This window comes from Streptomyces sp. NPDC057287 (assembly GCF_042667905.1).
Classification (GTDB): Bacteria; Actinomycetota; Actinomycetes; order Streptomycetales; family Streptomycetaceae; genus Streptomyces.
In genome coordinates, this window is the sequence record NZ_JBHUYV010000002.1 from 672,115 (window position 1) to 699,038 (window position 26,924).

At 70.0% G+C, this 26,924-nt stretch carries 24 protein-coding genes and 1 pseudogene; 6 read left to right on the forward strand and 19 right to left on the reverse strand.

Features of this window, described 5'->3' with window-relative positions:
• Positions 1-99 precede the first annotated feature (99 nt).
• Both ACFUNE_RS06405 and ACFUNE_RS06410 read left to right on the forward strand, forming a co-directional pair.
• Positions 100-1,113 carry an aldo/keto reductase gene (locus ACFUNE_RS06405; RefSeq protein WP_383562923.1) on the forward strand — a complete coding sequence of 338 codons (1,014 nt, stop codon included), beginning with the start codon at positions 100-102 and terminating at the stop codon, positions 1,111-1,113.
• A gap of 29 nt (positions 1,114-1,142) precedes the next feature.
• Positions 1,143-1,559: an SRPBCC family protein gene (locus ACFUNE_RS06410; protein WP_383562926.1), complete on the forward strand. Its 417-nt coding sequence runs from the start codon at positions 1,143-1,145 to the stop codon at positions 1,557-1,559.
• A gap of 168 nt (positions 1,560-1,727) precedes the next feature.
• On the opposite strand, the gene ACFUNE_RS06415 is transcribed toward ACFUNE_RS06410, so the two are convergent.
• The 4 genes from ACFUNE_RS06415 to ACFUNE_RS06430 form a co-directional block, all read right to left on the reverse strand.
• Positions 1,728-2,648, reverse strand: a complete 921-nt coding sequence (locus tag ACFUNE_RS06415; RefSeq protein ID WP_383562929.1) for an NAD-dependent protein deacetylase — start codon at positions 2,646-2,648, stop codon at positions 1,728-1,730.
• A 124-nt stretch (positions 2,649-2,772) separates the two neighbouring features.
• Positions 2,773-3,030, reverse strand: coding sequence for a hypothetical protein (locus ACFUNE_RS06420; RefSeq protein WP_383562932.1), 258 nt, complete (start codon positions 3,028-3,030; stop codon positions 2,773-2,775).
• Positions 3,020-3,250, reverse strand: a complete 231-nt coding sequence (locus tag ACFUNE_RS06425; RefSeq protein ID WP_383562935.1) for a hypothetical protein — start codon at positions 3,248-3,250, stop codon at positions 3,020-3,022. The genes ACFUNE_RS06420 and ACFUNE_RS06425 overlap by 11 nt, the downstream gene beginning before the upstream one ends.
• A 207-nt stretch (positions 3,251-3,457) precedes the next feature.
• Positions 3,458-3,907: a carboxymuconolactone decarboxylase family protein gene (locus tag ACFUNE_RS06430; RefSeq protein ID WP_383562938.1), complete on the reverse strand. Its 450-nt coding sequence runs from the start codon at positions 3,905-3,907 to the stop codon at positions 3,458-3,460.
• Between the two features lie 84 nt (positions 3,908-3,991).
• Here ACFUNE_RS06430 and ACFUNE_RS06435 point away from each other — a divergent pair, with 84 nt between their 5' ends.
• Positions 3,992-4,870, forward strand: a complete 879-nt coding sequence (locus ACFUNE_RS06435; RefSeq protein WP_383562941.1) for a sigma-70 family RNA polymerase sigma factor — start codon at positions 3,992-3,994, stop codon at positions 4,868-4,870.
• 155 nt (positions 4,871-5,025) lie between these two features.
• On the opposite strand, the gene ACFUNE_RS06440 is transcribed toward ACFUNE_RS06435, so the two are convergent.
• The 10 genes from ACFUNE_RS06440 to ACFUNE_RS06485 all read right to left on the reverse strand — a co-directional run bounded on the left by ACFUNE_RS06440 (position 5,026) and on the right by ACFUNE_RS06485 (position 17,095).
• Positions 5,026-5,613 (reverse strand): YdcF family protein, encoded by a 588-nt coding sequence (locus tag ACFUNE_RS06440; RefSeq protein ID WP_383562944.1) that lies wholly within the window; start codon positions 5,611-5,613, stop codon positions 5,026-5,028.
• A 139-nt stretch (positions 5,614-5,752) separates the two neighbouring features.
• Positions 5,753-6,235, reverse strand: coding sequence for a DUF6924 domain-containing protein (locus ACFUNE_RS06445; RefSeq protein ID WP_383562947.1), 483 nt, complete (start codon positions 6,233-6,235; stop codon positions 5,753-5,755).
• Positions 6,236-6,469: 234 nt separating this feature from the next.
• Positions 6,470-6,916 (reverse strand): TIGR03618 family F420-dependent PPOX class oxidoreductase, encoded by a 447-nt coding sequence (locus tag ACFUNE_RS06450; protein ID WP_383562950.1) that lies wholly within the window; start codon positions 6,914-6,916, stop codon positions 6,470-6,472.
• A 195-nt stretch (positions 6,917-7,111) separates the two neighbouring features.
• On the reverse strand, positions 7,112-8,665 hold the full coding sequence (locus tag ACFUNE_RS06455) for a glycosyl hydrolase family 65 protein (RefSeq protein WP_383562953.1): 1,554 nt from the start codon (positions 8,663-8,665) through the stop codon (positions 7,112-7,114).
• A gap of 493 nt (positions 8,666-9,158) precedes the next feature.
• Positions 9,159-10,160, reverse strand: coding sequence for an NEW3 domain-containing protein (locus tag ACFUNE_RS06460; protein WP_383562956.1), 1,002 nt, complete (start codon positions 10,158-10,160; stop codon positions 9,159-9,161).
• A 77-nt stretch (positions 10,161-10,237) separates the two neighbouring features.
• On the reverse strand, positions 10,238-11,686 hold the full coding sequence (locus ACFUNE_RS06465) for a Gfo/Idh/MocA family protein (protein ID WP_383562959.1): 1,449 nt from the start codon (positions 11,684-11,686) through the stop codon (positions 10,238-10,240).
• A gap of 310 nt (positions 11,687-11,996) precedes the next feature.
• The gene (locus tag ACFUNE_RS06470) at positions 11,997-14,057 is read right to left on the reverse strand and encodes a phosphocholine-specific phospholipase C (RefSeq protein ID WP_383562962.1); all 2,061 of its coding nucleotides are present in this window, start codon (positions 14,055-14,057) and stop codon (positions 11,997-11,999) included.
• 506 nt (positions 14,058-14,563) lie between these two features.
• Positions 14,564-15,109, reverse strand: a complete 546-nt coding sequence (locus ACFUNE_RS06475; RefSeq protein ID WP_383562965.1) for a hypothetical protein — start codon at positions 15,107-15,109, stop codon at positions 14,564-14,566.
• Positions 15,110-15,370: 261 nt separating this feature from the next.
• Positions 15,371-16,342 (reverse strand): SDR family NAD(P)-dependent oxidoreductase, encoded by a 972-nt coding sequence (locus ACFUNE_RS06480; RefSeq protein WP_383562968.1) that lies wholly within the window; start codon positions 16,340-16,342, stop codon positions 15,371-15,373.
• A gap of 153 nt (positions 16,343-16,495) precedes the next feature.
• Entirely contained in the window at positions 16,496-17,095 is a 600-nt protein-coding gene (locus tag ACFUNE_RS06485) for a TetR/AcrR family transcriptional regulator (protein ID WP_383562971.1), read from the reverse strand.
• Between the two features lie 51 nt (positions 17,096-17,146).
• On the opposite strand from ACFUNE_RS06485, the gene ACFUNE_RS06490 reads away from it, so the two are divergent.
• On the forward strand, positions 17,147-17,959 hold the full coding sequence (locus ACFUNE_RS06490; protein ID WP_383562974.1) for a class I SAM-dependent methyltransferase: 813 nt from the start codon (positions 17,147-17,149) through the stop codon (positions 17,957-17,959).
• 130 nt (positions 17,960-18,089) lie between these two features.
• Here the strand turns inward: ACFUNE_RS06490 and ACFUNE_RS06495 are convergent, their stop codons facing one another.
• The gene (locus ACFUNE_RS06495; RefSeq protein WP_383562977.1) at positions 18,090-18,749 is read right to left on the reverse strand and encodes a TetR/AcrR family transcriptional regulator; all 660 of its coding nucleotides are present in this window, start codon (positions 18,747-18,749) and stop codon (positions 18,090-18,092) included.
• 188 nt (positions 18,750-18,937) lie between these two features.
• Between ACFUNE_RS06495 and ACFUNE_RS06500 the strand changes: the two genes are divergently transcribed.
• Together ACFUNE_RS06500 and ACFUNE_RS06505 are read left to right on the forward strand one after the other, a co-directional pair.
• A complete protein-coding gene (locus ACFUNE_RS06500) occupies positions 18,938-20,059 on the forward strand; it encodes a serine hydrolase domain-containing protein (RefSeq protein ID WP_383562980.1) in 1,122 nt (373 codons plus the stop codon).
• A gap of 1,097 nt (positions 20,060-21,156) precedes the next feature.
• On the forward strand, positions 21,157-21,498 hold the full coding sequence (locus ACFUNE_RS06505; RefSeq protein WP_383562983.1) for a hypothetical protein: 342 nt from the start codon (positions 21,157-21,159) through the stop codon (positions 21,496-21,498).
• 324 nt (positions 21,499-21,822) lie between these two features.
• Here ACFUNE_RS06505 and ACFUNE_RS06510 read toward each other — a convergent pair whose 3' ends face one another.
• The 4 genes and pseudogenes from ACFUNE_RS06510 to ACFUNE_RS06525 all read right to left on the reverse strand — a co-directional run.
• A complete protein-coding gene (locus tag ACFUNE_RS06510; RefSeq protein ID WP_383562986.1) occupies positions 21,823-22,428 on the reverse strand; it encodes a hypothetical protein in 606 nt (201 codons plus the stop codon).
• A gap of 362 nt (positions 22,429-22,790) precedes the next feature.
• Positions 22,791-24,908: a glycoside hydrolase family 6 protein gene (locus ACFUNE_RS06515; RefSeq protein WP_383562989.1), complete on the reverse strand. Its 2,118-nt coding sequence runs from the start codon at positions 24,906-24,908 to the stop codon at positions 22,791-22,793.
• A gap of 240 nt (positions 24,909-25,148) precedes the next feature.
• Positions 25,149-26,693, reverse strand: coding sequence for a cellulose binding domain-containing protein (locus tag ACFUNE_RS06520; protein WP_383562992.1), 1,545 nt, complete (start codon positions 26,691-26,693; stop codon positions 25,149-25,151).
• A pseudogene (locus ACFUNE_RS06525) lies at positions 26,690-26,924 on the reverse strand (glycosyl hydrolase family 5); the annotation flags it as partial. The gene ACFUNE_RS06520 and the pseudogene ACFUNE_RS06525, both read right to left, overlap by 4 nt.

The following is a 26,924-nucleotide window of genomic DNA, read 5'->3' on the forward strand; positions in this document are numbered from 1 at the left end:
GTTGATCCTAACCTCGAAGACGTCCACCCGACAGACTTCGCAATCCTCGTGAAAGCGACGTCCGACACCTTCCCCCTGCCTTCGCCAAGGAGAAACCTCATGGCCATCGCCCCCTTCCTGCCCGGACCGCTCGGCTTCGGCACCGCACCCCTGGGCAACATGTTCCGCGACATTCCCGACGAGGAGGCGACAGCCACCGTCGAGGCCGCCTGGGACCACGGCATCCGCTACTTCGACACCGCGCCGTTCTACGGCGCCGGCCTCGCGGAGATCCGCCTGGGGGAGGTCCTCGCCGCTCACCCTCGTGACACCTACGTCCTCAGCACCAAGGTCGGCCGTGTCATCCAGGACGAGGCAGAAGACCCCGCCACCCGTGACCTCGGTGAGAAGGGCGGCCTCTTCGAACACGGCCGCCCCAACAAGATGGTCAACGACTACACGGCCGACGCGACGATGCGCTCCATCGAGGACAGCCTCGTACGGTTGAAGACCGACCGCCTCGACATCGTCTGGGTCCACGACGTCGCGCAGGACTTCTACGGCGACGAGTGGCTCGCCCAGTACGAGACGGCCCGTACCGGTGCCTTCCGCACCTTGGAGAAGCTGCGGGACGAAGGTGTGATCAAGGCATGGGGTCTGGGCGTGAACCGGGTGGAACCGCTCGAGCTCACCCTCGGCCTCGACGAGCCCACGCCCGACGCCTTCCTCCTCGCCGGCCGCTACACCCTCCTGGACCACACCCGCGCCCTGCAGCGCCTGCTGCCCGCCGCCGCCGAGCAGAACGTCGACATCGTGGTCGGCGGGCCCTACAGCTCCGGGATCCTGGCCGGCGGACGCCACTTCGAGTACCAGGACGCACCCGCCGAGATCATCGACAGGGTGGAGCGCATCATGGCCCTCGCCGAACGGCACGGGGTCGGCATCAAGGCCGCCGCACTGCAGTTCTCCCTGGCCCACCGCGCCACCGCAGCCGTCATACCCGGCGCCACGAGGCCCAGCCGTATCGCGGAGGACGTCGCCGCGCTCGGCGAACGGATCCCGGACGGCTTCTGGACGGCGCTGCGCGACGAGCAGCTGATCGCCCCCGACGCACCCGTACCGAGCACGCACTGACCACGCCCCGACCCGCAAGGAGACCCACCATGGCCACGACCACCGCATCCGTCCGCCTCCCCGTACCGCCCGACCGTGTCTGGCAGCTCATCGGGGGGTTCGACACCCTGCCCGACTGGCTGCCGTACATCCCCACGAGCGAGCTCGGCGAGGGCGGCCGTGTCCGGAGCCTCGTCAACGACGAAGGCGGTCAGATCATCGAGCGCCTCGAGGCCTTCGACAACAGGGCCCGCACCTACAGCTACTCCATACTCCAGGCACCGTTCCCGGTCACCGGCTACCTCTCCACCATCGCCGTGCACCAGGACCCGGACACGGCCTGGTCCCGCGTCGAGTGGAGCGGAACCTTCACACCTGACGGGATCACGGACGACGAGGCGATCGCGCTGTTCCACACCATCTACAGCGACGGACTCGCGGCACTCCGCCGCACCCTTGCCCCCTGACCGGCAGCGGGCATGCCGACAGCCGCGCCGAGGAAACGCACGGAGCGGGTCAGCGGGCGGAAGGCGCGACGGGAGGCGTCGGACGGTACGCCGACGGTCCGGCGGGAGTCACGGAGCGGTGTCGTCGCGGTGCCCGTGCCGGTGGCCGGCGCGATGGTGTCCACCGTGTCATCGGTGGTCTCCGGTAACGTCCCGTGCCGTCTCGTCGTCGACGGGGACACCCAGCCGGCCGGCCACCGTGGTGAGTGCCGTTCCCAGCGGGAGCGCGATCCGGGTGAGGGCGTGCCGGTCACCACGGGTGGGGTCCCGGTTGACGATCAGCACCGGGGTTCCCGCCTCATCCGCCTGGCGCACGAACCTGAGTCCGGACATCACCGTCAGAGAGGATCCCAGGACCAGCAGCGAGGCCGCCTCACGGACCAGGCGCCGGCAGAGCTCGACCCGCGACGGGGGCACGGCCTCGCCGAAGAACACCACGTCCGGCTTGAGGACGCCGCCACAGACCGTGCAGGGCACCACGTGGAAGTCCCCGATCTGATCGTCGGTGAGATCGGCGTCCCCGTCAGGGTTCATCGCGGCGGCCACCGGTGCGAAACCCGCATTGGCCTCCTCCAGCCGCCGAGCGAGTTCGTGGCGGGGACTGAAGGCGCCGCAGGAGAGGCAGACGACCCGGGCCAGGCTTCCGTGGAGCTCCACGGCGCCCGTGCTGCCGGCGGCCTGGTGCAGGCCGTCCACGTTCTGGGTGATCACACCCGAGAGCAGGCCGTGCCGCTCGAAAGCGGCGACGGCCCGGTGCCCGGCGTTCGGACGGGCCCGGCCGAAGGTACGCCAGCCCAGGTGGCTGCGCGCCCAGTACCGTCGCCTGGCCTGAACGTCCGCGGTGAAGTCCTGGTAGGTCATCGGGGTGTGCCGGCTCAGGCTCCCGCCCTCGCCCCGATAGTCGGGGATACCCGACTCCGTGGACATGCCCGCACCGCTGAGCACCAGCACCCCGCCGGTGCCCAGTACGTCGGCGAGGGGCTCCAGATCCGTGGTGCCCGGCGGCAGGTCCTCGGCAGGGGTCCAGCTCAGAGTGGGGCGCATACGCATGCCCCCAGGGTACGGAACGGTTGCCCCCACCCGCTTTCGCCGGGGACGGGACCGGGGCGCCCGTCCACCCGCGACACTGCTCCCCGCCTGCCCACGGTGGGCGGGGAGCACGGAGCCACGGGAGCTACGCCTCCACGTAGGCGACGATCGTGATCGTCTGCAGGGCGGTCACGTAGTAGATGATCCGGACGCCGTCGATCTCGTCGGTGTAGTCGCGCAGCAGAGTGCCGGGCACCGTCGCGCCCAGCTGGGGATTGACGCTGATCGCGACGATCGCACGGTCCAGCCGGTGCGTCTCGGAGGCGGTGAGCTTGGACAGCTGCGTGAGCGCGGGCTCCACCGTGACGACGCGTGAGCGGCGCGCCCCGCGCTCAGGCGACACGGGGCTGCTCGTCCGCCAGGCGGGCGAGGTGCGCGTCCCGGGCCGTCTCCCACGGCACCCCTGTCTCCGGAGCCGGGTAGCCGTTCGCGGCGATGTCCTCCAGCACCGAGGCAAGAAGGTCTGCCTTGGCCCGCTCGGAGGCCGCGTACGCGCGCACCGATTCGGCGGCGTGCTCGTCGAGCGGCTGGCGGTCGGGCGAGGTGGCCGGCTCGTGGCTCATCCGGGGCTCCTGGCTGTCATCTGGCGTTGTCCACCACGGTAGCGCCGAGGTGGGCCCGCCCGGGGCCGGAAGGGCGAACAGGGCTCCGACGAGCAACGGGGGAGTCTTCGTCACGGGCTCCCGGTGCCATGCCTGGCGCCCGGTCGGCGTGGGCGTCATCCCCTGCAGGACGGGAGGCGCGGTCTCCCGGGGATGGCGCCCGTCCACTCACCAGGCCTTGCCGGCCTGCTCCCGGACCGCACGGTTGATCCGGTTGAAGAAGTTGGTCGTCGCGACCTCCAGGATGATCGTGCCCAGTTGCTCTTCGGTGAAGTGGTCGGCGGCGGCGTCCCAGATCTCGTCGGTCACGCCAGGCGCGCCGTCCTGGAGCCGGGTGGCCGCCTCGGCCAGCGCGAGCGCAGCCCGCTCCTCATCGGTGTAGAAGGGGGTCTCGCGCCACGCGACCACGTTGTGCAGCCGCTCCTCCGTCTCGCCGGCCTTCCTCGCCGCCTCCACCGAGGCGAAGATGCAGGGGCTGCAACCGTTGATCTGGCTGGCGCGCAGGTGGATCAGGGACAGCAGGCGGCTGTCCACGCCCCCGGAGTGAATCGCCTTGTAGAGATGCTGGATCGCTGTGGTCACGTCGGGATGGGCCGGGCTCTTCACACGTGCTTCCATCGGTCTTGCTCCCTCATCGGTTACCTGCGCCCCTCCGGGCCCGTCATCACCCATGACGGAGCAGAGCCGAGGAAGGTAACAACGATGTCACACACCAGCCCGACGGACCCGACAGCCCAGGCGTTCGAGGCCCAGCGCGACCGGCTGCGCGCAGTCGCCCACCGGATGCTCGGATCGCACGCCGACGCCGAGGACGTGGTCCAGGAGGCTTGGCTGCGCCTCTCCCGCCAGGACGCGGCGGCCATCCACAACCTCGCCGGATGGCTGACCACGGTGGTCGGCCGGATCAGCCTCGATGTCCTGCGCTCACGCCAGGCCCGCCCGGAGGCGCCCTACGACGACGGTCTGTCCGGCCTCGAGGTGACGCTCGACGAGCTCCCCGCTCCCGAGGACGACGCGGTGCTCGCGGACTCGGTCGGGCTCGCGCTCCTCGTGGTCCTGGAGTCGCTCGGACCGAGCGAGCGACTGGCGTTCGTGCTTCACGACCTGTTCGCGGTGCCGTTCGCCGAGATCGGCCAGATCCTCGGAAAGTCCACGGCCGCCACCAAGATGCTCGCCAGCCGCGCCCGCAGGAAGGTGCAGACGACGGAGCGGCCGACCGGTGCCGGACGAGAACAGCGAGAGGTGGTCCAGGCCTTCACGGCCGCGGCTCGCCACGGCGACTTCGAGGAGTTGCTGCGGGTCCTGGATCCCGAGGTGAAACTGACCGTCGACACCCCGTCCGGTGTGGTCGTCACCCTGGGCGCCACCAAGGTCGCAGCCGGTGCGCACCTCTCCGCCGGTGCGGCCGCACAGGGGCGGGCGGTGCTCGTCAACGGCCTGCCGGGGATCATCTCCTGGCGCGAGGACGGCACCCCGCTCTCCGTGCTCGCGTTCACCGTCGTCGACGGCCGGATCACCGGGATCAGGGTCGTGATCGATCCGGCCAAGCTCGCGCTGATCGACCTGCCGAATCCGGTATGAGCCCCTGCCGGGAAGGTCGCCGCCTGGCAGATGAGGGGATGACCGACCTGCCTCGGCTACGAGGCTTTCGGGGCGGCCACGGCCGGCCGGGGCCGCCCCGCCTCGTCATCCACGGTGCTCGCCGCCGAGGCAGCAGCGGCTGTCCACGGCGGGACCTACCGTTCGCCCGCCCTGAGGCCTCGGAGTTTCCAGAGCCCGTACAGAGCGAGCACCGGTTTGACGAACAACCACTCGCCAGGACGGTAGTCATCGGCGCGCACCAGCCTCTCGGCGAGGTCAGGGCGCTGCCGCTGCACGTAGGCGCGCGCCTTGAGCGCGTGAGCCGGCTGCGAGACGATCTTGATCCGGCTGACGTCCTCCAGCAGCGGAATCACGTTCGTGATGTTCTCCCATGTGGTCGTGCTTCGGTCCTCGAGGATCATCGTGCCGTCGAAGCCCAGTACGGACGACGCGTAGTCAGCCATGATCCGGGCCTCCGAGGCGCTCTCACTGGTCGTACCGCCGCTGAAGATCACTCGGGTCTCGTGTGCGCCGTCAGCAGCGATGGAGCGCATGCCGGCACGGACACGCCACCGGTTGATGACGTTCGCCGACGCTTGCGGGTTGCGGTAGCCGAGCACGACCACAGCTTCGACGACGCCCTCCCTCTCCCCTACGAGAGCTCGGGACCAGCGCCAGTTCAACCATTCGCCCCAGGCCAGGGCCGCAACCCCGGCCATCGCCAATTCTGTCCCTCGTCGCATGCGGCGACTCTATGGGACCTCGGGATCGCGCCTCGAAGAAAGCGCGCTGCGAACGGCGCAATCCAGTGGCTGGTCCCAGGAGGACGGTCCGTCAGCTATGGTCCTTCGCCGGTTGACGCCGAACGCGGGGCCGATCTCGTCAGCCCGTGAATCCTCGGAAGACGCCTTCGGGATCGGCCCTGGCCGCCTCCGCGAAATCGCCGAAGTCCAGGTTGGCGATCATCAGATTCGCGTTCATCTCGTGCACTCCGCACGGCACCACGCGAAAGTCACCGCCGTAGGCCTCGAACTCCTCGTCGTCCTCGCACTGCTTCCTGGTCAGAAGAGACAGCGCCAGCAACGTGACAGGAGTTCCCCGCATCGAAGCGCTGTCCGCGAGGTAGACGACGCCGCGGATTTCCGCGTGCGCGGATGCCTCGGAGAGGGCCCGGGCAGGTGTGAATCCCGTCCAGCGCGGGTCATCGACGATGTGGACGTACGGCTCGACGTCGTCATCCTCGCCCCAGGTCGTCATCAGCGACGCTTTCACTGCCGACCACGCCTGTTCATCGTGGAAATCGGTCCTGATGATCAGCGCGGCGTCCATGTCATGCTCGGCCGGCCACTCGATACGGTCGTTCATGCCGCTCTCCCCGCGCGTCCGCGCGGGTCACGGCCCCACGCCCTAGCACCGCACGGTACGCGAGGGCACTGACACGCCTGCGGACGCCTACGTCGATGCGGGTGAGGGTGCGAGACCGATCAGGATCCCGGCCTGCCGCGCCCGGTCCTGCAGTTGACCGACCGGGCGCGGGAGGCCGCCGGTCATCACCCGGGCGGCCGGTTCGCCGAGCAGGATGACGCCCGGCTCCGCCGTTCAGGGGGCGGGGACGGGCCCGCCCGGCCGGAACCGCTCCACCCCGACGATGTGCCTGACCTTGACCGGGCGCACGACCACCGCGACCCGTTGCTCACCCGGCATGGTCCACTCGAAGCGTTCGCTGCCCAGGTACTTGCGGGCCAGCCGGTCCATTCGGGTGTGCGCTTCCTCGCCTTCGATGAAGCGCGCCACCACCCCACTGATCTGCACCCGGTCGAAGGGGTCGGCGGCGTCCGCGTGGGAGAGGTAGACGCGGGGGTCGCCGCGCAGGTTCTCCTCCTTCACCCGGCCCACCGAGGTGTTGAAGGTCAGCTCCCCGTCTCCTTCCAGATCCACCCACATCGGGCTGACCTGTGGTGCGCCATCGGCGAACACGGTGCCGACGTACCAGATGTTGGGGGCTTGCAGCCGGGCACGGACGGCTTCGTCAAAGGTCGCAGTCATCGCAGCAGGCTAACAACCATGATCGTCGTGGCCCGTCCGCACTCCGTCCGTGCACACGAAGGGGGCACAGGAGGCACACGGTTCGTCCGGCACCGACCTCTCCACCGGACGGGTCGTGCACCACTGGGCGGGCGCCGCCGCATCGCGCGTCGTGCCGCGGACGAGCTGCGATACGGCCGGCGCCCACCCCAGGGGTCAGCGCAGTTCGATGCGTACCCGGTGCCGCCCACGGAGGCCGGCGGGGACCGTGGTGCCGCGGTGCCCGTCGATGGTGGACGCGGCTACCCTGCGGCCCGAGCCGGTGAGCGTGATGTCCAGGGTCATGTCGCGGTACGACAGGTCGTGCAGCGTCACGGGACCCCAGCCATGCGGCAGGTTCGGGGCGAACCGGATTCCGTCCCGCTCGTGCCGGATGCCGAACACGCCCTGATGGATCAGGCGCAGATAGCCCGTTGCCGACCAGGTCTGGTCAGGCTCGGACCCCCACTGCCGCGCGTTCTGCCAGCCACCGTCCACCGCACCGGTGAGGGCGTTGTGGATCTCCCAGAAATGGCCGTCCCGGTGCTCCAGGGAAGCGATGTCGGTGACCGCTCGGGCCAACAGGTCCGTCCGGCCGCCGACAGCTGCCGCGTGTCCCCACATGCCGACCGTCATCGGCCATACGATCGCGTTGTGGCGGCCGGGGTGCGCGTCGTCGAAGCGGTCGAAATGCGGCCAGACGTTGACCACGCCGTGCGGTTCCCGGTGGGTGCGGTCCAGGACCGTACGTGCCTGGCTCGGCGAGGCCACCCCGCACAGCACGGAGAAGGCGAGGCCGTTGGCCTCCTGGTACGTCTCCAGCCTGCCTGCCCGCTCACCCGCACCGTGGATGAAGTAGCCGTAGGTCCCGGCTCGGGGTCGCCAGAGGTGGGCGTTGATGGCCGTGCGCAGCCGGGCGGCAGCGGCCCGGAACTCCCCTGCGGCGCGCCGGTCGCCGGTCTCCTCCGCCATCTCGGCACACGCCAGATACCCGGCGTGGAAGAGGCAGTTGGTGGACAGGCACATCATTCTGTCCGTGCCCGGATGGTCGAGCACGAACGAGGAGGGGTTGTCCGGATCGGCGGGCGGGGCGGGGTAGCCGGCGATGCCGTCCTGGAGGAACGCGGGGCCCTCGAACAACCCGTAGTCCTCGTTGTAGTGCTGCTTCCGGTCGGCGCGAAGGGTGTTGACGGCGGCTTCGTACGCGTCGGTGAGGAACTCGCGGTCTCCGGTGACCAGGTAGTGGTGCCGGGCCGCGACCGTCCACACGATCTGGTCCCACCACTGGTTGTCCTGCTGCACGATCAGCGTGCCGTCGTCCCGCCGTCTGCACACCGACCACAGGGTGTTGCGTGCCACGTCCGGCGTCAGGAGGCTGGCGGCGTTCCAGGAGTTGACCGACGCGTCCCGGGTCCATGGCTGCTCGTATCCGCCGCCCGCCCGGATGAACGTCCCGGGCGCGTCAGTCATCAGGCCGGTCTGGTTGTACTCCGCCGCGTCGTACGGGACGGTGTTGATGTCCAGCAGGTTGTGACACGCGGACCGGTACGCGCCGGCGAGGAGCGCGTCCTGTGCACCACTGAACTCGATGCCGGGCGGCCCGGCCGCAGTACGCGCAGCCGCGTTGCCGGGTGATGCGGTGGCCATTCCGGCTGCTGCCAGACCGAGGACGGCGCCTGCCTGAAGCAGCTTCCGTCGCGGTAGTCCGCCCTGGTGCTCCTGCGGTTGCATGAAGTCTCCCGCCTAGGACAACGTTGTCAAGACTGTTCGGGAGGGATACTCGCCCACCCCGGAAAGCGCTGTCAATGAGGCGCGGGAAGGCTGTTACTCAGCGCCGAGGGGGCGCAGAGCCTCGATCGGCCTGCGGCCGAGGGCACGAGGGCCGGCAGGGGCGATGCGGCGGCGCGGCATCCCCCGGTGATCCGCGACGGCCGGACCCGGACCCGCCATCGCCGGTGCGGCGGTAGGGGCGGCCGACCGGCGACAGGCGGATCCAGTGCGCTGTCCCGCCGCGCGTCGTTCGGGGACCACGGCACTTCGATGGTTGCCTTCGGCGGCCATCCCGGGCGGATCGATCGGCCCCTTCGGCGTGGCCGACGATCCGCGGCTGGAGACCCTGTCCACGTGGCCGGAGGCTCCTTCGACGACAACGGCCCCGACACCTTGCCCCGTCCCGCCCTCTGGACCGGAGGCGACGGGGCCGCCCGCACCGGGTGCTACGCGGCTACGGTGCTGTCGCCATGTCGAAGATGTGGATGTTGGCGTTCGCGGGCAGGACCACGAACTCGACCGTCTTGGCAGGGTCGAGCGCGATCGAGTGGGCGAAGACCCGGTACTGCACCGTGGCGTTGCCGTAGCCGTCAGGGCGGTTGCGGCCGTCCGTCGACTTCACCAGTGTCGCGCCGTGTGCGTCGGCCGGGTCGAATGACCAGTTGGGAAAGCCGAACGTGCCGGTGTCGGCCGTGCCGTCGGTGTAGTACGCGGTGACGTTCCCCGTCGCGCCGCTCGTGACGCCCGAGCCGAGGAGGACGAGCTTGCTGCCCTTCCCGGAGAGCTTCACCGCCTGCCCCGCGCTCGCCACGTTGTCCTCGGTCCCCGCCGCCACGTCGGGCCAGGTCAGCTCGGCGCCCAGGGCCTCGACCTTCGCCCCGCGGGTCAGGCCGACCGCAGCGAGCTTCTGGGCGGAGAAGCTGTTGCCCTCGCCGTCGTAGTCTCCCGGACCGGTCGCGGACTCGTCGGTGACGGCGACGTTGTTGTACGCCGCGGCCAGGCTCGCCAGCGGGGATCCGGAGCGTTCGGTGCGGGTCCCGGTGGCCGTGCCCCGGCCGTCGCCGCCCTGGTAGGTCGCGGTCGCACCGAACGTCCTGATGACGAAGCCGGGGCGTTTCTCGGGGACCTGGATCCGGAACGTCGCATCGGCCGACCTGCCGGCCGCGAGAGATCCGCCGACGCTGTGCACGGACGGCTGAACGGCCCAGCCCGTCGGCCCGGAGAACGCGATCTTGAGTGAACGGAGCCGTTGGGGACCGGCGTTCTTGACGGTGACCTTCACCGTGGAGATGGCCGGACCCTCCAGGTCCACGGTGGAGATGCTGACCTCGGTGGCCGCCGCCGGGGCCTCGGCGGCGGCCACCGCCGCCGGGGCGGGGGCGAGGACGGTCGCGCCGGCCGTGGCGACCGCCACGGCCAGGCTTCTGAGTGCGGTCCGCTGTGCTGATCTCAACATCTGCTCCTCCGAATGGCTGAATGGCCGATTGGCCGGGAGCGCCGAATGCGCCGAGTGGCCGGGGCGGGCCGACCGGGTCAGGAGACCGGCGGCATGTCCGTGCTGCGGGAGTCGAGGCCGGAGCGAAGGTTGACCCAGCTTCCGCGGGTGAAGTCCGGAACAGGAACCGGACGCCCCTTGTTCTCCAGGGACATGACACTCAGAGGGACCGGTGCGCACCAGGAGGCCGAGTCGTACACATCGATGTCGGGCACCAGCCCCGCGCGCATCAGCTGCACCGTGCGCCACTGAAGGACGTAGTCCATGCCGCCGTGACCGCCGTTGTTCGCGGCATCGTCGCCGATCTTCTTCCAGAGCCAGTGGTCGAACTCCTTGCGGTAGGCGTCGAAGTCCCGCCAGGAGTGGCCACCGTGGTCCGGCTCGACGTAGATGCGTCCGCCTGTCGACGACGTACCGGCGTAGTCCTCGAAGATGCCGCGGCTGCCGGCGAGCGTGTTGATGCGGCTGTACGGGCGGGGCGAACTCACGTCGTGCTCGGCCCTGATGGTCCTGCCCTTGGCCGTCTCGATCGCACAGCTCACCAGGTCGCCGTTGATGTACGTCTCGCGCCATGAGGGATGCGACTTGGGTATGAAGCGCTCCCGGTAGTCCGCGAGTCCCTTCGGTGCGGTCGCGGTGGCCTTCAGCGTCGTCATGCGGTCGCCGCGGTTGATGTCCATGGCGGCGGCGATCGGTGCCAGGCCGTGCATGGCGTAGAAGGACGCGGTGCTGCGGGTGTGCCAGAGCCTGCGCCAGGCGTCGGTGTAGTACGTGTCGGAGAAGAGCAGCTCGCGCAGGTCGTGCAGATATCCGCCGTGCCCGTTCGTGACGTCGCCGAACAGGCCCTCGTGCGCCATCTTGAGCATGGCCAGTTCGTTGCGGCCGTAACTGCAGTTCTCGGACAGCATCAGATTCTTGCGCGTGCGTTCCGAGGTGTCCACCAGGTCCCACAGCTCGCGGACTTCGGTCGCGATGGGCAGTTCGACGACGACGTGCTTCCCGGAGAGGAGAGCGGCCTTGCCCTGCTCGTAGTGGAATTCCCACGGGGTGGCGATGTAGACGAGGTCGATGTCGTCACGCCGCAGCATCTTGCCGAAGGCCTCGGCCGACCCGCCGTACTCCGCGGGGCGGGGCTTGCCGGCGGCCACCAGGCCGTCAGCCGTGCGCTTGGCGCGGTCGGCGCGGATGTCGCAGACGGCGGTGACGACGCAGCCGGGGACGACGGACCAGCCCGTGGTCATGCCGGATCCCCGGTTGCCCAGCCCGATCACTCCGACGCGAACGGTCCTGTACGGCTCGAACGGCACGTTGATCATCGACTTCTGACCGGAGCGGCGGGCGGGGGGCGCGGCCGTCCCCTCCGCCTCCGCAGCCGTGCTCGCGGCCGCCGTCGCAGCGGTGGTCGATCCGAGGCCGGCTGCGACGGCTCCCGTGGCCAGTGTTCCTCCGAGTAGCAAGCGGCGTGAGACGGCAGGGACTTCGGGCATGGCGAGACACTCCTCGATGCGTGACCGGCGGCACTGGCGGGGACGACTCTGGCCGTGGCGCCAGTCACATGTCAATAGATGCTCGAAAGAACCATGTTACGAACAAAATCAATCAATCGACTGTGCACGGATGCGTGAAGTGGGAAGGTCCGGGGTAGCGTTCGCGGCACCGGAGCCTCCGCGGTGACCGTCACCGCCGGGTCCCGGACACCGGGCGCGACTGCGGGCGGGCCGCGGGCATGCCGCAGCCGTCGTTCCAGGACCTGCCGGTCATGGAACGACGGCTGCGGGGCGCCTCCGGAGAAACGCGTCAGACGGTTCTGATCGCCGGGTCCGAGACGCCCGGGGCGCCGGTCTCCACGTGACCGGCGAAGCGGCGCAGGAAGGTGGGATCGGCGTCGGAGACGACCTTGACGTCGTACCAGCGGGCAGTCGTGCGCAGATCGACCGTGTGGGAGACCGTCGCGCCGGGGTTGACCTTGAAGGTCTGAGCCGCGCCACCGTAGGCGTTGGTCACCGTGAGATTGACCGCGGCCGGGGCGGCGTTGGTCATGCTGAGCATCAGGTTGCCGCCGGCCGCCACGTGGCGGGCGGTGACCTCGGGTCCGGCCTTCTTCGCCGGGCCCCGCCAGGTGCGCAGGAGACCGTTCGGGCCCCAGACCGTGAGGTTGATCTGGTTGCCGGTGGAGCTGTTGGTGCTCCAGGTGTCCGAAAGGGTCTTGCCCGCTTCGACGGTGTAGGGCCACGGGCCGTCGGTCCGGTTGGCCGAGGCGCTGTGGAAGTGGGCGCCCAGAGTGGGACCGCCGGCGAAGGTCAGGGTGAACTGCCCGGTGGAGGCGGTGGCCCGGCCGTCCACGTACGGGCTGTAGCCGAGGGCGCGAGTCGGCTTGGTACCCGCCTCCTGCTTCGGGAGCGTGCCCGTGGCCGGCGGGGTGGGGTGGTAGGACGGGTGGCGGTTCTTGTCCGGCGGCACGTATCGGGCCGTGGAGGGCAGCGCAGCGGGTGCCGTGTCCGCGCGGGCGAAGTCGAAGGCCGAGGTCAGGTCCCCGCACACGGCGCGGCGCCACGGCGAGATGTTGGGCTCCTGCACTCCGAAACGCTTCTCCATGAACCGGATCACCGAGGTGTGGTCGAAGGTCTCGGAGCAGACGTAGCCGCCCTTGCTCCACGGCGAGACCACGATCATCGGCACGCGGGGGCCGAGGCCGTAGGGTCCCGCCGCGTATCCGCCGCCGCCCCCGTACAGGTCCTTCGACACGTCTGCCGTGGACAGGCCCCAGGCGGAGGAGGACGGGGGGTACGGCGGGATCACGTGGTCGAAGAAGCCGTCGTTCTCGTCGTAGGTGATGAAGAGGGCGGCCTTCGCCCACACCGCCGGGTTCGCCGTCAGCGCGTCCAGGACCTGTGAGAGGTACCAGGCGCCGAAGTTGGTGGGCCAGTTCGCGTGCTCGCTGAAGGCCTCGGGTGCCGCGATCCAGGAGATCTTCGGGAGCGTCCCGCCGGTCACGTCCGCGCGCAGACGGTCGAAGTACGTGCCCCCTGCCTTGACGTCGGTACCGGTGCGGGCCCTCTCGTACAGGGCGCTGCCGGGCTGGGCGTTCCGGAAGCTGTTGAAGTAGAGCAGGGAGTTGTCGCCGTAGTTGCCGCGGAAGGCGTCGTTGATCCAGCCCCAGGATCCGGCGGCGTTCAGGCCGTCGCCGATGTCCTGGTAGACCTTCCACGAGACCCCGGCCGACTGCAGCCGCTCGGGGTAGGTCTTCCAGCTGTAGCCGGCCTCCTGGTTGCCGAGGACCGGGCCGCCGCCCTTGCCGTCGTTGCCGGTGTGGCCCGACCAGAGGTAGTAGCGATTGGGGTCGGTGGCTCCGATGAAGGAGCAGTGGTAGGCGTCGCACACGGTGAATGCGTCGGCGAGGGCGTAGTGGAACGGGATGTCGTTCCGCGTCATGTACGACATGGTCGTGGCCGTTTTGGCCGGCACCCACTTGTCGTACTTACCACTGTTGTAGGCCTGAAGGCCGCCGGCCCAGTCGTGGTCCAGCCCCTCCAGGAACTGCATCCCGAGGTCGGCCACCTTCGGGTTGAAGGGGAGGACGTCCTTCGTCCCGTCCGACTGGTGGAAGACGGACGTGCCGTTGTCCTGGAGCAGCGGCCTGGGGTCTCCGAAGCCCCGCACGCCCTTCATCGTCCCGAAGTAGTGATCGAAGGAACGGTTCTCCTGCATCAGGACGACGATGTGCTCGATGTCCTGGATCGTTCCGGTGCTGCCCTGCGCCGGTATGGCGGCGGCCCGCGCGATGCTCTCGTTGAGCATCGCGAGGGCCGCTGTGCCTCCGGCGATCTGCAGGAACCTGCGGCGGTCGAGCTCTGTCATGGGTGACGACCTCTGGAGTGGTGGGGGAGTGTCAGGGGCGCCCCAAGGACAGCGGTCCCGGGGTACCGGCCGGGGGTGGGCCCGTGACACCACGCCGTACACCTGGAGAACGGAAGCTCCCTCCGATGGCACGGACCTGCACACTCCGGCGGCTGGTGGGAGGGTACGGGCAATGTGTCCGCGCGCAACAGGGCCCTCCGGCTTGCTGATTGCTCAGCAGCCAGTTCCCGCCAATCGCCCAGGCCGTACGGACCGCAGGTCCGCGGCGGTCCGCCCCGAGGCTTCCGCCGGAGGGCGGTCCGGCACGGCTGCCGCGGATCCAGCTGCCCATCGGCAACCTGCTCCGGGCCTCGGGAGGCCCGGCCGAGGAGTCCCCTGGAGGCGGTCAAAGGATCACCGGCCACCGTGGACCGGAGGAGCTGCGGGGCTCTCACGGCCACCACGCCCCAGCGTGAGCCCGGTGCATCGGGCACCCCGCAGGCACGCGTGCACGGACACGTCCGGTCTCACGCGGTCATGAATCCTGTGACCAGCTCCGCCGGGTTCGCAGCCGAAGTCAGCTCGAACATCGCGTCCGGCTCGAACATGTCGTACAGGACCACCGGGACCGGCCGCCCCAGCACCTCCACGATCCGGCCGCTCTCGTGGAGATGCCGAGCCGCTCCGACGCACACCTCGTAGAACCACTCGACCAACTGCTCGTCACGGTCGTCGTCCGGCTCGTCGTCCTCGTCCTCGTACCGGAGCCCCCTGGACTCCGCCTCCAGCCTGTGCGACTCCGCGCCCTCCGGATCACGTCCGACGGTGCGCACCCCTTCGAGCCCCGTCTCCGGGAAGAACGCGTAACTCCAGCGCCCCTCCCACGCGTCCGACGTCCTCAGCGCCGACTCCGCAGCGTCGGCCTCGGTCGTGTAGCCGATCGCCACGTACGGATATCGCGCATCCTGATCGACGCTGTCGATCCGGAACGTCACCGCGTATATCCCGCCTCCTGCCGGAAACCCACGCACGGTCTCGTCGGCAAGCCGTTCCACATGCTCCTGAAACGCCATACGATCCCCTCTTCGACCGGACCGCCGAGGAGTACGGACCACCGGTCCAACGGCTGGATCCCGCACGCGGTTGCCGTGCTCCCGCGAGCCCGCACCGCCCGCGGTCCCCGTACCCGACACGCACGGATCCTACGGCCACCGACACGTTCGTGGCGGCCGGACGGCCGACGGGGGACGCGCGCATCGGGTGGCGCCACACCATCGGCGCGCGGCCGGACCAGGAGGAGGCCGGTGCGGGGCCAGGGGTCCGCGAGGGGCCTCTCAGGCGGCGAAGGCATCCACCCCGGTCAGTTCGGCGGACAGCGTCCACAGGCGGGCGGCCTGCTCCGGGTCCGTGGCCCATGCCTTGACGCCGGACCGGGAGTCGTCCTCCGAGGCGGGCTCGGCGATGTCGCAGTCCTCGAGGTACACGCCGCCCAGGCCGTTCAGCTGGGGGGAGGTCGCTGCCCACACCTGCGTGGCCGCCCCCTGCTGCGGTGTCTTGAACCACTCGGGGTGGAGGAGATTGCCGTCCCCGTCGATCCAGCCCCGGTCGACCATCTCCTGCTTCGGCAGGTGCCGTTGCAGGGGAGTGAGGATGCCGCCGGGGTGCAGCGAGAAGGCCCGCACCCCGCGCTCGCGGCCGAGGCGGTCGAGTTGCACCGCGAACAGTGCGTTCGCCGTCTTGGCCTGACCGTACGCCTCCCACTTGTCGTAGCCGTGGCGCCAGTGGACGTCGTCCCAGCGCATGGGGCCGGCATGGTGGCCGGTCGAGGAGACCGAGACGACACGGGCACCGCCCGGCTCGATCGCCGGCCAGAGGTGGTTGACGAGGGCGAAGTGACCGAGGTGGTTGGTGGCGAACTGGGCCTCCCAGCCCGGCCCGACCCGGGTCTCGGGGCAGGCCATGATCCCCGCGCTGTCGATGAGGATGTCCAGGGCTCGGCCCGAGGCGACGAACCGTTCGGCGAAGGCGCGCACGCTGTCGAGGTCGCCGAGATCCAGTTCGTCCACCTCGACGCCGTCGAGCCCGGCCAGATTCTCCTGCGCCGCGCCAACCCGGCGGGCCGGTACCACGACACGGGCGCCGGCCTTCGTCAGCGCGCGTGTGGTTTCGGCGCCGATGCCTGAGTAGCCGCCGGTCACCATGGCGAGCCGACCGGTGAGGTCGATGCCCGCGAGGACGTCGTCGGCCGTGCTCCGGGCACCGAAGCCCGAACCGATCCTGTGCTGGGGTGTGGTGTTTCCGCTCATGAGGGCACGCTACGAATTCGAGTGCCCTCGAAGTCAAGTGCGGCCCGCGGCTGTGGGCCGGACAGCGCGCGAACGAGTAGGCAGCTCCGTCCGGACGGGCGAAGCGCTGGAGTCCGGGACACCATCAGGGAGAGGGCCGGCAGGGCGCCGAGCTCAGCCGTGCGGTGAAGGTTCGGCGCCGACGACGATGGAGGCGACGACGTCCTCGACTGCGCCGGCATCCGGCAGGGCGCCGAGTTCGCCCGCGAACAGCAGGTGCCCGGTGCCGACCAGGGTGAAAGCGAGCATGTCGGTGTCGGCCCGCGGCGCCAGCCGACCGATGCGGCGCTCGGCGGCCAGATAGGACGAGAGCATCGCGGCGGCTTCCGTGAAGATCGGGACGCCGCGGGGGGTGGTTTCGCGCAGCCGGATCCGCAGGCCGTCACGGGAGCTGATCAGGGCGATCAGCCCGAGAGCGGTCGGGGTGAGGATGTGCGAGAGCGCACCGGCCAGGTTGGAGACCACGTCGGCCTCCCCCACCCTTTCCTCGAGCCGGGAGCCCTCCTGCTCGAGCAGGGCGATTCGGTCGCGGACCAGCTCGGCGAGGAAGCCGTCGAAGTCGGAGAAGTGGCGGTGCAGTACGCCCTTGGCGACGCCGGCCTGGTCGGTGACCGCACGGCTCGTCAGCCCGCCCGCACCGTCGAGCATGAGCACGCGCTCTGCCGCGGCGAACAGCTGTGCTCTCGCATCACGTAGTGCGACTCCCGTCGGCACGGATTCTCCCGAAGCTCGGTGAATGGGCGCTTGCCCATTTAGGGTGGGCGCATGGTCACTCTACCGTCGCCCCCGCCCGACGACACCCCGCACCGACACCGCCGGATCGCTGAGTCCTTCGGCGCCGACGCGGACCGCTACGACCGTGCCCGGCCGCGCTACCCGCGGCGTTTGGCGGATGCCGTCCTGGCGGGGTTGCCCGGCCGTCGTGTCCTCGATGTCGGGATCGGCACCGGTATCTCCGCGCTGCCCTTCCGTGAAGCTGGAGCAGACGTCTTCGGGGTCGAGGCCGATCCGCGTATGGCCGAGCTGGCCCGTTCCCGCGGGTTCGAGGTCGAGGTGTCCCGCCTCGAGGACTGGAAGTCGGGCGGGAGGCTCTTCGACGCGGTGACCGCCGGCCAGACCTGGCATTGGATCGATCCCGTAGCAGGAGCGGCGAAGGCCGCGAGCCTGCTGAGGCCCGGCGGACGGCTCGCTCTGTTCTGGAACGTCGGGGACCCCGACCCTCGGATCGCCTCGGCGTTCGCCGACGTCTACCGCTCGGTGGACACACGTCTGCCGTTCACACCCTGGGCGTCGCCGGCACTCGGCGGCTTCGACCCCATCACGGCGAACGCCACCGAGGGAATCCGTGGCACAGAGGCGTTCACCGCCCCTGAGCGGCTCCGTTTCGACTGGCGAACCACGATCACGCGAGAGGCGTGGCTCGACCAAGTACCCACCATGGGCGGCCACAACCGCATCCCTGGTGGAGGCCTCGCCGAACTTCTCGACGGACTCGGGCGCGTCATCGACGACCACGGGGGCAGCTTCAGCATGCACTACGCCACCATCGCCATCACCGCAGACCGGACCCGGACCTGAGCTCACGAGTCCGCTGCCCGCGTCACGTCGCCGGATGGGGATTCGGCCCGTCCGCCCACCGCGGCAACGGATGCCGAGTTGCCGTTGCGCTGTGCGGCGTCCGTCTCGCGCGGCTCACGAGCCGGGCCGGCTAACTCGAGCTGATCCCGGCCTCGATGTGGGCGAGCTGCGCGGCGAGGATCTCTTCGAACGCGGCGCGGCGGTCCACTCCGAGGGGGCGGACGTCGCGTGCGAAGTGGGCCAGGGCGGGGAAGCGTGCCGGGTCGGCGCCCAGTACCGCGACGCGGAACAGCTCCATGCCCTGTTCCTGCTCCTTGGGGGCCATGGTGCCGACGCCGGCCTCGGATGCGATCAACGCGGCGAGGAGGACCGCGATCCGGTGGTAGCGCGCCGGGATCTCCTCGTCGGGGAGTCCCGACGCTCGCAGGGCCTGCAGCACTTCTTCCATGACCAGCCGGGATCCGGTACCGCTCGACGCGTAACGTCCCCAGACCGCGGCGAGTTGGGGCTGCCGGCCGAAGGCCTCCCGCACGCGCAGGGCGAGGCCCGTGATGCGCTGCTTCCAGTCGCCCTCCGGGTGGTAGTCGTCCATGGCGGCCACGAGGATCCGATCGGCGACCGCCCGCAGGAGCTCCGTCTTGCTGCGGAAGTGCCGGTAGAAGCTGGAGGAGTCGGTCCCGAGGGTCGCGGCGAGCTTGCGCACGCTGAAGGACTCGGTATCGCTCGTGCGCAGCAGCTCCGCTGCCGCATCCAGGATCTCCTCGGTCGACCAGCGCCTTCTGCCCGTCATCCCAACTCCTCTCGAGGGGTCGCAGTCTAGCGCATGCACTTGCTGTTGCACGCACTGCGTGCATAATGAGTGCATGAGCGTGGCGCGAGACCCGGCAACATGCGGGTCGCCCTGCTGCACGGCCCTGTTGGCTCGGTCCGGGCGACCGATGTGGAGCTCGTCCCGGGCAATACGAGAGGACGCACATGATGAGTGACCACCTGGATCCCGCGGTGCTGACCGCCGCCCTCGAGGACGTCCACCGCGCCGGGGTGCCCGGCCTGTTCGCCGAGGTGCGTGACGGCGACCAGGTCTGGAGCGCCGCCGCCGGGGTCGCCGATGTCGCCACCGGCCGCCCGGTGACCGCCGACATGCGGCACCGCGTCGGCAGCATCACCAAGACCTTCACCGCAGCGGCGGTTCTTCAGCAGGTCGAGAAGGGCAGAATCGGTCTCGACACACCGATCGGCCGGTACCTTCCGAGCCTGGTCCCGGGAGAACGCGGTGAGGCGATCACGGTCCGGATGCTGATCAACCACACCAGCGGCCTCGCCGAGTACCTCCCGTACGCCTATCCCTCCCTCAAAGCGTTTCCCGTCCTCGCGGACACGGGGCCCCAGAGCCTGGACGACCACAGATTCACGCGGTTCCAGTCCACCGAACTGATCGGGATGGGGGTCGGCGCACCTGCCGTCGGGGCCCCGGGTGGCACTCCGGGGGTGTACTCCAACACCAACTACCTGCTCCTCTGCGAACTGCTGGAACAGGTGACCTCCACCACGGCCGAGCAGTACATCACCCGGAACGTCATCGAGCGCGCCGGGCTCCGGAACACCGAACTGCCCACCGGACCCGACATCGACGGGCCGCACTCACGACTCTACGAGGCGTGGTTCGGCATGATCGACCCGCCGCGTGACTACAGCGTCTACGACATGTCATGGGTGGGACCGTCGGCTTCGCTGATATCGACCGTGCACGACCTCAACCGTTTCTTCGGCATGCTGCTGGCCGGAGAGATCGTCAGTCCGTCATCGCTGGCGGAGATGCGGCGCACCGTGCCGGTCGTCAGCCAGGAAGGACGGGTGATCGAGTACGGCCTCGGCCTGCACCCGATGGAGGTCCCCGGCCGGCCCACCTTCTGGGGTCATGGAGGAACGGTCTGGGGCGGCGGTGCGCTGTCCATGATCCGTGCCGACGGCGAGCGGCAGATGTCGGTCGCCGTGAACACGCAGAGGTGGAACAAGCTCGATTCCTCCGGCACGCCGCAGCCCCATGCCATCGACGCCGCGCTCGCCGCGCTGTACCGCGTGGCGATGTACGGCGGCTGACCCGGTCGGGCAAGGATCACTCGGCGGACAAGGCACTGCCAGGGTGTCCCGCCCGGATCGAACCGGACCGGCAGCATCCAGCCACACGCCTTTGGCGTCGCCCCGTACCGTCCGGGTGCCGCGCCCAGCACTGCCGTGGGCAGGGGCCGTTCGGGGGAAAGCCGGAGTGGCGGACCGTGCCCGGGCGCGGCTTGCTCCTACGTTTGGGCGCCTGACGAACGAATCGACACACCGTGCGCAGGCGCCCACTCGACGGGGCGCGCTCGCAGGGCTCGCCGCCGGGGCGGGCGCGGCCCTGCTGTTCGCGGCGCCGGCCGCGTCGGCGGGATCGGCACCGGCGTCCGCGACGGGTCGTGCTGCCGGCGCGGCCGCCCCGATTCCGGCGCCCGACGCGTCGCCGACTCCCGGCGCCATGCAGCTGTTCACGGATCCGGGCCTCAACTTCAACGCGCTGCTCGCGCTCGGCGGCGCGGGCTTCGGTGCGTCCGAGGTCGGAGAAGTGCTGACCGTCGTCAACGCCATCAATACCGCCGGGGCGAGTGAGCAGACCTGCACGGCGGAGTTCCGTCGCTGGGGCGAACGCCTGACGGCCACCCTCTCACCTCATCGGCAGACCCGGCGCGCCTCATCGCTGCGCGCCGCTCGGTACTTCGGACAGTCGCTGTTCTTCGTACTCGGTTCGGACACCCCGGGCGACGAGGAGAAGCTCTATCCGGCGGGGCGCCAGGCGTGGGACACGTCCGCCCGTCTGTGTACGCCCGCCGCATCACCGCCAAGGTGCCCTACCAGGGCGGCGCCTCGATTCCCGTCCGGTTCTTCCGCCCCGACGACTCGGGCAGGGCGCGACCGACCGCCATCCTCACGAACGGCAGCGACGGCCCGAACGTCGACATGTGGACCTACGGAGTCTCCGCCGCGCTCGCCCGTGGCTGGTACGCACTCGTCTACGACGGCCCCGGTCAGGGCCAGCTGCTCTACGTCGACCAGCTGGTCTTCAGCCCGCGCTGGGAGCAGGTCGTCTCGCCGCTCGTGGACTGGCTGGAGCATCGCAAGGATGTCGACGCCCGCCGGATCGCACTGACCGGGCGATTCCGGCGATGCTCGCGGCCCGCCAGGGCCGGCTCTTCACCGACTTCTGGACCCCGGCCCAGCGCATCAAAGCGCTCGACATCACCCGCGTCGTGGGCCGAATCGCCTGTCCCACGCTGGTCCTCGACTACGAGGACGAGCTGTTCTACCCGGGACAGCCGCGCGAGTTCTTCGAGCTGTTGCGCACCCGCAAGGAGTACCGGCTGATGCACGCGGCAACCGGTGCTCAACTGCACTGCTCGCCGATGGCTCCGCAGCAGCATTGCGAAGTCGTCTTCGACTGGCTGGAGGACACTCTGGACCGGGGAGGCCGCGGGTGGACAGGGAGACGGCGGGCGAGTTCGACGTGACGCCTGGAATGCGGGGCTGCCGAAGTGGTGGAGTCCGCCATGGAGCGTCCACTCCGTCGAGTTCGACCGGCTGACCGGTCACATATTCGAGGAGTGCCGTATCGGCGACACGGTGGTGGATTGCGTCGGCGACGGTGCCGACGGCCGGCTGCTTCCGCAGATCTCGTGGTTCGAGGCACCGGACCGGCGCCACACCACGTACGCTCCCGGCCGTCGGCATCGACGCACGGAGACCATCAACCAGGGCTGCTCCACCTGTCGGGCCCCCAGCCGGTCACTCTGCAGCGCACCACCACGTCCCGAACCGGCGGTTCCTCCACGACCCTACTGAGCGGAAGCAGCGGGCTCGGCGGAGGCAGTCGAGTCGACAGGCGTGTAGTACACCGAGCGGCCCTGCTTGGAGCGCTCCAGGAGGCCGCGGGCAACCCCTTGTTCCAGGGCGTTGCGCACGACCGTCGCCTGCACCTTGCGCTGCGGGTGGGCCTCGGTCAGTGCGGCGGAGACCTCGGCGGCGGACTTCGGCTCGCTCTGCCCGGCCAGGTAGCTGCTGGCCAGCGCGGCCCAGGTTTCCTCGCCCGTCCCCTTGGCCGGGACGCTCTTCCCTGCGGGGGTCTCACTGCCCGCCTTCGTGGGCTTGGCCTTACGCGCCACCTTCTGCTGTGCCGACACGCTCTTCGCACGGCGCGCCGCAGGCACCGAAGTCTTCTTCCCGCCCTTGCTCTGCTCTGACGGCGATTCACCGGCATCAGCGAGAACGACCTGCATCTTCACCAGGACCTGCTCGCTCTCCTCGAGCTGGCGGAGCTCGCCCTGCAGACGAGTCAGCTCGGCACGCACCCGCTCCTGCTCGCTCTTGGTGACGGCCAGGTCCTCCGTGACCTTCTGCGCGTAGCCGGCCGTGACGGTGGAAGGTGTAGCGACTTCTGACATGAGGCCCTCGTTTTCCGTAGGTGAGTGGGGGTGGGCCCCCGATGTTACTCACATGTCGCTGCGGGCAACTCTTCCGCGGTCACATCGCGACCGGCCCGGTCCCCTTGCGCCGCCCGGCAACCGAGCTCGGCAGGTCCGGGCCCGAGTGTGTCGGCCACGATGCGGAACGAGGCGCGGCGGACGCACCGTGGAGTCGGACGGCGAGGTCACGGCCGCTGCGGACACCACGTGTCATACGCCCCTCGTGCCGGGCAACACGACACCGCCCCCTGCCGGTTGTCCGGCAGGGGGCGGGTCGCGTGAGATCCCGGTCCTGGACCCGTCACCGTGTCAGTGCGGCGGCGGGGGAGAGGGCGGAAGGATCAGGGGGCGGTGCCCCAGGAGAGCGCGCCGGTCACGTACGCACCGATCTTCACCGAGTCGGCGAGGGTCGTGCTGGTCGAACGGCTGTAGTCGTCCGCCTCGTTGAAGTTGGACCAGTCACTCTTGTTGAGCCGGAGCTGAATCTCACCGGTGGAGGCGCCGGCGGCCAGGGTGCCGCTGCCGAAGCCCACCTCCAGGTAGTGGCTGGCACCGGCTGCCGAACCGGCCGTCTTCACACCGTGGGTCAGGGTCCCGCAGCCGATGACCGCGTAGTCGCACGAGGTACCGAAGGTGGAGGCCCCGGCCTCGGGGGTGAACCAGTAGCGCAGCTTCACCGTGGACAGGTTCACCGCGGTGCTGCCGGTGTTGACCAGCTGGAGGGCCATGCGGATCTGGTTGTCGGTGGCGGAGGAATCGGTGTTCTTGTACTGGACCTTGAGTGCGCCCGTCCCGGTGCCGCCGCCCGCGGACGTGGTGGCCGAGAGGGTGCCGGAGGCCGCCGAGACGTTACCGGCAGCGTCCCTGGCCTTGACCGTGTAGCTGTAGGCGGTCGAGTCCGTCAGACCGGAGTCGGTGTACGAGGTCGTGGTGGCGGACCCCACCTTCACCCCGTTGCGGAACACGTCGTAGCCGGTCACGCCGGTGTTGTCGGTCGACGCCGTCCAGGACAGCGAGACGCTGCTGCTGGTCTTCGCCGTCGCCGTCACGCCCGTCGGGGCGGACGGCGCCTGGGTGTCGTCGTCCCCACCGCCACCGCTGCCGTCGATCGCCGGGTAGGCGTTGCGCACGAGCTCCTGGAACTGCGCGGAGAACCAGTGGCCCGCGAGCGGGGAGTTCGGCAGGGCGCCGGACATGCTGTTGCCGTTGCGGCCGTTACCGGTGTACGTGGGGTCGCACATCCGGTCGAAGCCCTTGCCCTCGTCGTTCTCGACGGGGGCGCTGTTGCCGTCCGACTCGCCCGGGGGCTTGGCCCAGACGTACGCGTCGATGCCGGGCTCCGGGGCGGTGGTGGGCCGCTCACCGATACCTGCGCCGGTCTGGTTGCACCAGTTGCCGGCGTGGATGCGCCGGTCGACCCGGCCGCCGTTGACATAGGTGTCCACACTGGTCAGGGGACCGGCGGCGGTGGGCCGCGCGGAGCCGCCCCAGCCGTTGCGGGCCGTGTCGATCAGCATGCCGATGTTGGAGTTGAAGCCCTCGCTCACCAGCAGGGTACGCAGCGCCTGGGCGAACGACAGCTCATCGACGTAGTAGTTCCAGTCGATCCACTTGGACTGGCGCACCGTGGTGCCGTTCACCGAGTCGGTGACCTTGAAGTTCGGCTCCTTGAGAGCCGAGTAGTTGGCCGTGTTGACGATGAAGCCCGAGACGTCGGCGACCGTGGCGCCCTCGGACGTGGCGGCCTTCTTGAACTCCTTGGCGGCCGGGCCCATGTTGCTGTCCCAGCCCAGCCAGCCGTGGTGCGCCGCGTCGACGTAGTTGTAGACGTTGGGAATGGCACCCAGGGTGTGCAGCGCGTAGCCGACACCCTTCTCGTAGTTGCCGTTCGCCTTCATCGTCGCGCAGGCGTCGGTCGAACCCGCGGTGCCGCCCGCGTTGGTGACGATGTTGGGCAGCGAGTCGGGCTCGATGATCGTGACGATGCGCAGGTTCGCGTATGCCGGGTCGGCAAGGATGTCGGAAATCGGGTCGATGTACTCGCTCTTGTAGCGGCCGAGCTCGGTGGGGCCGAGCTCACCGTTGGACGCCAGCGCCGCGCAGTCGCGACCCGGCAGGTCGTAGATGACGACCTGGAACAGATTCGCACCCTGGTCCAGCGCGGTGTCCAGGTGCTCGCGCAGGCTCATGGCGGTGGCCGAGCCCTCGATGGCCGCGATGCGGTCCATCCAGACGAAGGCCGGCGTGTCGGCGATGGCGGCGCCGCCCGGTTCGGCCGCCGCCTTGGCGGACCAGTCGGGGTTCACGTATGCCGTGGCGCCCACGTAAGGGTTGTCGACCCGTGCCGCCGCCGAGGCGGGGGAGGGGATGGCGACGGCCAGCGCCGCGCCCATGGCCAGGGCGGAGACTGCGGCCAGCCTCCGGCGTAGCCCGTGCATGATGGTGCCTCTGCTGCTCATTGCGGCTCCGTGCTCCTCTCGTACGCCTGCGGGTGCTCCCCGCAGACGGGTTCGTGGGGGTGTTGCCGGGAGCGCTGCCCGGTCGGGGCTCGCTGCTCCCGTCGGGCCGCCGTCGGCTGGGACGGGGCCCTGCGGTGTGTCGGTGAGGACGGTGGTGTCGGCCCGATGGCGGGTACCGCGGGGCGGATGGGTATCCCGCCATCGGGAGTGCGACGGGTGGCCTGGGCGGTCAGGGCCCGGTCACGGTGCGGTGCCCGCCACCCGGGCGCCGTTGACGTACACGGCGATCTTCGAGGTGTCGGCGAAGGTCGTGGCGGTGGCCCTGCTGTAGTCGTCGGTCTCGTTGAAGGCGGACCAGTCGGACTTGTTGAGCCGGAGCTGCATCTCACCAGTGGAGGCGCCGGCGGCCAGGCTGCCGCCGGTGAAGCCGACCTCCAGGTAGTGGTCCGCGCCCGGCTTGCCGGAACCGGCGGACACCACCCGGTGGGTGACGCTTCCGCAGCCGATCACCGCGTAGTCGCACGCCGTGCCGTACGAGGCCGCTCCGGACTCGCCGCTGAACCAGTAGCGCAGCGTGACCTTGCTCAGATCGACCTTCGCCGTGCCGGTGTTGACCAGCTGGAGACCGGGCCTGATCTGGTTGTCGCCCGGCGAGGAGTCGTTGTTCTTGTACTGCGCCTTGATGACGCCGGCCGGTTCACCGCCTCCCGAAGAGGTGGTCGCGGTGACCGCCGCGGATGCCGGGGAGATGTTCCCCGCCGCGTCCCTGGCCCGCACCGTGTAGCTGTGCGCGGAGGAGGCGGAGAGCCCGGTGTCGGTGAACGAGGCGGACACAGTGGTGCCCACCTTCCCTCCGTCTCGGTAGACGTCGTACCCGCTGACGGCTGTGTCGTCCGTCGCCGGGGCCCAGGAGAGCGACACCGAGCTGTCGGTCGTGCCGGTCACGGCCACGCCCTCCGGTACTGTCGGCGCCCGGGTGTCGGGCCCGCCGCCGTCGGGCTCCGCGCTCGCCTCGAAGGAGAACTCCTTCATCCCGAGCCCCTGACCGCCCTGCCAGATCTCGAAGCCGGCCTCCGCGTCGATCAGGTAGTGAGCGGGGCTGATCGATCCGCGGCCGACGCCGTCGTCGATCAGTCCCTTCACGCTGAAGTCGGTGAGCTCGGTGGCACCGCCCTGGAGCACGTACGAGACGACCTTCCAGCCCGAGGCTCCGGGGCCGGTCCAGACGTCCCAGGTCCGGCCGTCGAGCTGCACCGTGGCGGTGCGGGACCCGATCGGCTGGACGCCGCCGCGATGGTTCATCCAGATCATCAGCTCGGTGCCGTCGGGCTGGTCGTCGGTGACCGGCGCCGAGTTGAACCAGATGTCCATCGACACGTTGTACGCGCCTGAGCCGACCTGGGTGGTCGACCAGTCGGTGCGCACGCTGCCCAGCTCGTCCACCCGCAGCGGCAGCCCGCTGTCCGACGTGCAGAGGCCCCAGTGACAGCCCTTGTAGCTGGAGGGGTACGTGGCCGGGGCGCCGTTCGTCGGGAGGGAGAACGAGGACTTCGTGACGCTCCAGGCTCCCGTGTCAGGATTCACCTCGACGCACTGCTCGGTCGCGGAGTTCCACTCGTTCTGCTGGTAGAGGTACTCCCCGCCCTGCAATTCCGTGGTTCCCCACGGCGTGCAGTCGGTGACCGGAGCCGCCGAGGCGGTCGAGGCACCGGTGAGCATCGACGCCGCGGCGAGCACGAGCGCCGCCGCCGCTCCGGCCAGTGCCGGGAACACCCGGCCGGTCATGGCGCGACCCCCCAGGCGAGGGTCCCGGCGACATACGCCGCGACCTTCGAGGAGTCCGCGTACGAGGTGTTATCGGCGCGGCTGTAGTCGTCGCTCTCGTTGAAGTTGGACCAGTCGCTCTTGTTGAGCCGCAGCTGGAGCTCGCCCGTCGACGCGCCGGCGGCGAGGGTTCCCGCGCCACCGGTGAAGCCGACCTCCAGATAGCCGTCGGCGCCCGTCTTCGGACTGGAG

Coding starts and splice junctions, on each gene's coding strand:
- ACFUNE_RS06505 (WP_383562983.1), top strand. CDS start 21,157: ATGCTCGCGGCCCGCCAGGGCCGGCTCTTCACCGACTTCTGGACCCCG.
- ACFUNE_RS06500 (WP_383562980.1), top strand. CDS start 18,938: ATGAGTGACCACCTGGATCCCGCGGTGCTGACCGCCGCCCTCGAGGAC.
- ACFUNE_RS06435 (WP_383562941.1), top strand. CDS start 3,992: ATGTCACACACCAGCCCGACGGACCCGACAGCCCAGGCGTTCGAGGCC.
- ACFUNE_RS06460 (WP_383562956.1), bottom strand. CDS start 10,160: ATGTTGAGATCAGCACAGCGGACCGCACTCAGAAGCCTGGCCGTGGCG.
- ACFUNE_RS06405 (WP_383562923.1), top strand. CDS start 100: ATGGCCATCGCCCCCTTCCTGCCCGGACCGCTCGGCTTCGGCACCGCA.
- ACFUNE_RS06495 (WP_383562977.1), bottom strand. CDS start 18,749: ATGACGGGCAGAAGGCGCTGGTCGACCGAGGAGATCCTGGATGCGGCA.
- ACFUNE_RS06490 (WP_383562974.1), top strand. CDS start 17,147: ATGGTCACTCTACCGTCGCCCCCGCCCGACGACACCCCGCACCGACAC.
- ACFUNE_RS06510 (WP_383562986.1), bottom strand. CDS start 22,428: ATGTCAGAAGTCGCTACACCTTCCACCGTCACGGCCGGCTACGCGCAG.
- ACFUNE_RS06455 (WP_383562953.1), bottom strand. CDS start 8,665: ATGCAACCGCAGGAGCACCAGGGCGGACTACCGCGACGGAAGCTGCTT.
- ACFUNE_RS06515 (WP_383562989.1), bottom strand. CDS start 24,908: ATGAGCAGCAGAGGCACCATCATGCACGGGCTACGCCGGAGGCTGGCC.
- ACFUNE_RS06450 (WP_383562950.1), bottom strand. CDS start 6,916: ATGACTGCGACCTTTGACGAAGCCGTCCGTGCCCGGCTGCAAGCCCCC.
- ACFUNE_RS06440 (WP_383562944.1), bottom strand. CDS start 5,613: ATGCGACGAGGGACAGAATTGGCGATGGCCGGGGTTGCGGCCCTGGCC.
- ACFUNE_RS06430 (WP_383562938.1), bottom strand. CDS start 3,907: ATGGAAGCACGTGTGAAGAGCCCGGCCCATCCCGACGTGACCACAGCG.
- ACFUNE_RS06410 (WP_383562926.1), top strand. CDS start 1,143: ATGGCCACGACCACCGCATCCGTCCGCCTCCCCGTACCGCCCGACCGT.
- ACFUNE_RS06470 (WP_383562962.1), bottom strand. CDS start 14,057: ATGACAGAGCTCGACCGCCGCAGGTTCCTGCAGATCGCCGGAGGCACA.
- ACFUNE_RS06425 (WP_383562935.1), bottom strand. CDS start 3,250: ATGAGCCACGAGCCGGCCACCTCGCCCGACCGCCAGCCGCTCGACGAG.
- ACFUNE_RS06415 (WP_383562929.1), bottom strand. CDS start 2,648: ATGCGTATGCGCCCCACTCTGAGCTGGACCCCTGCCGAGGACCTGCCG.
- ACFUNE_RS06475 (WP_383562965.1), bottom strand. CDS start 15,109: ATGGCGTTTCAGGAGCATGTGGAACGGCTTGCCGACGAGACCGTGCGT.
- ACFUNE_RS06445 (WP_383562947.1), bottom strand. CDS start 6,235: ATGAACGACCGTATCGAGTGGCCGGCCGAGCATGACATGGACGCCGCG.
- ACFUNE_RS06465 (WP_383562959.1), bottom strand. CDS start 11,686: ATGCCCGAAGTCCCTGCCGTCTCACGCCGCTTGCTACTCGGAGGAACA.
- ACFUNE_RS06520 (WP_383562992.1), bottom strand. CDS start 26,693: ATGACCGGCCGGGTGTTCCCGGCACTGGCCGGAGCGGCGGCGGCGCTC.
- ACFUNE_RS06480 (WP_383562968.1), bottom strand. CDS start 16,342: ATGAGCGGAAACACCACACCCCAGCACAGGATCGGTTCGGGCTTCGGT.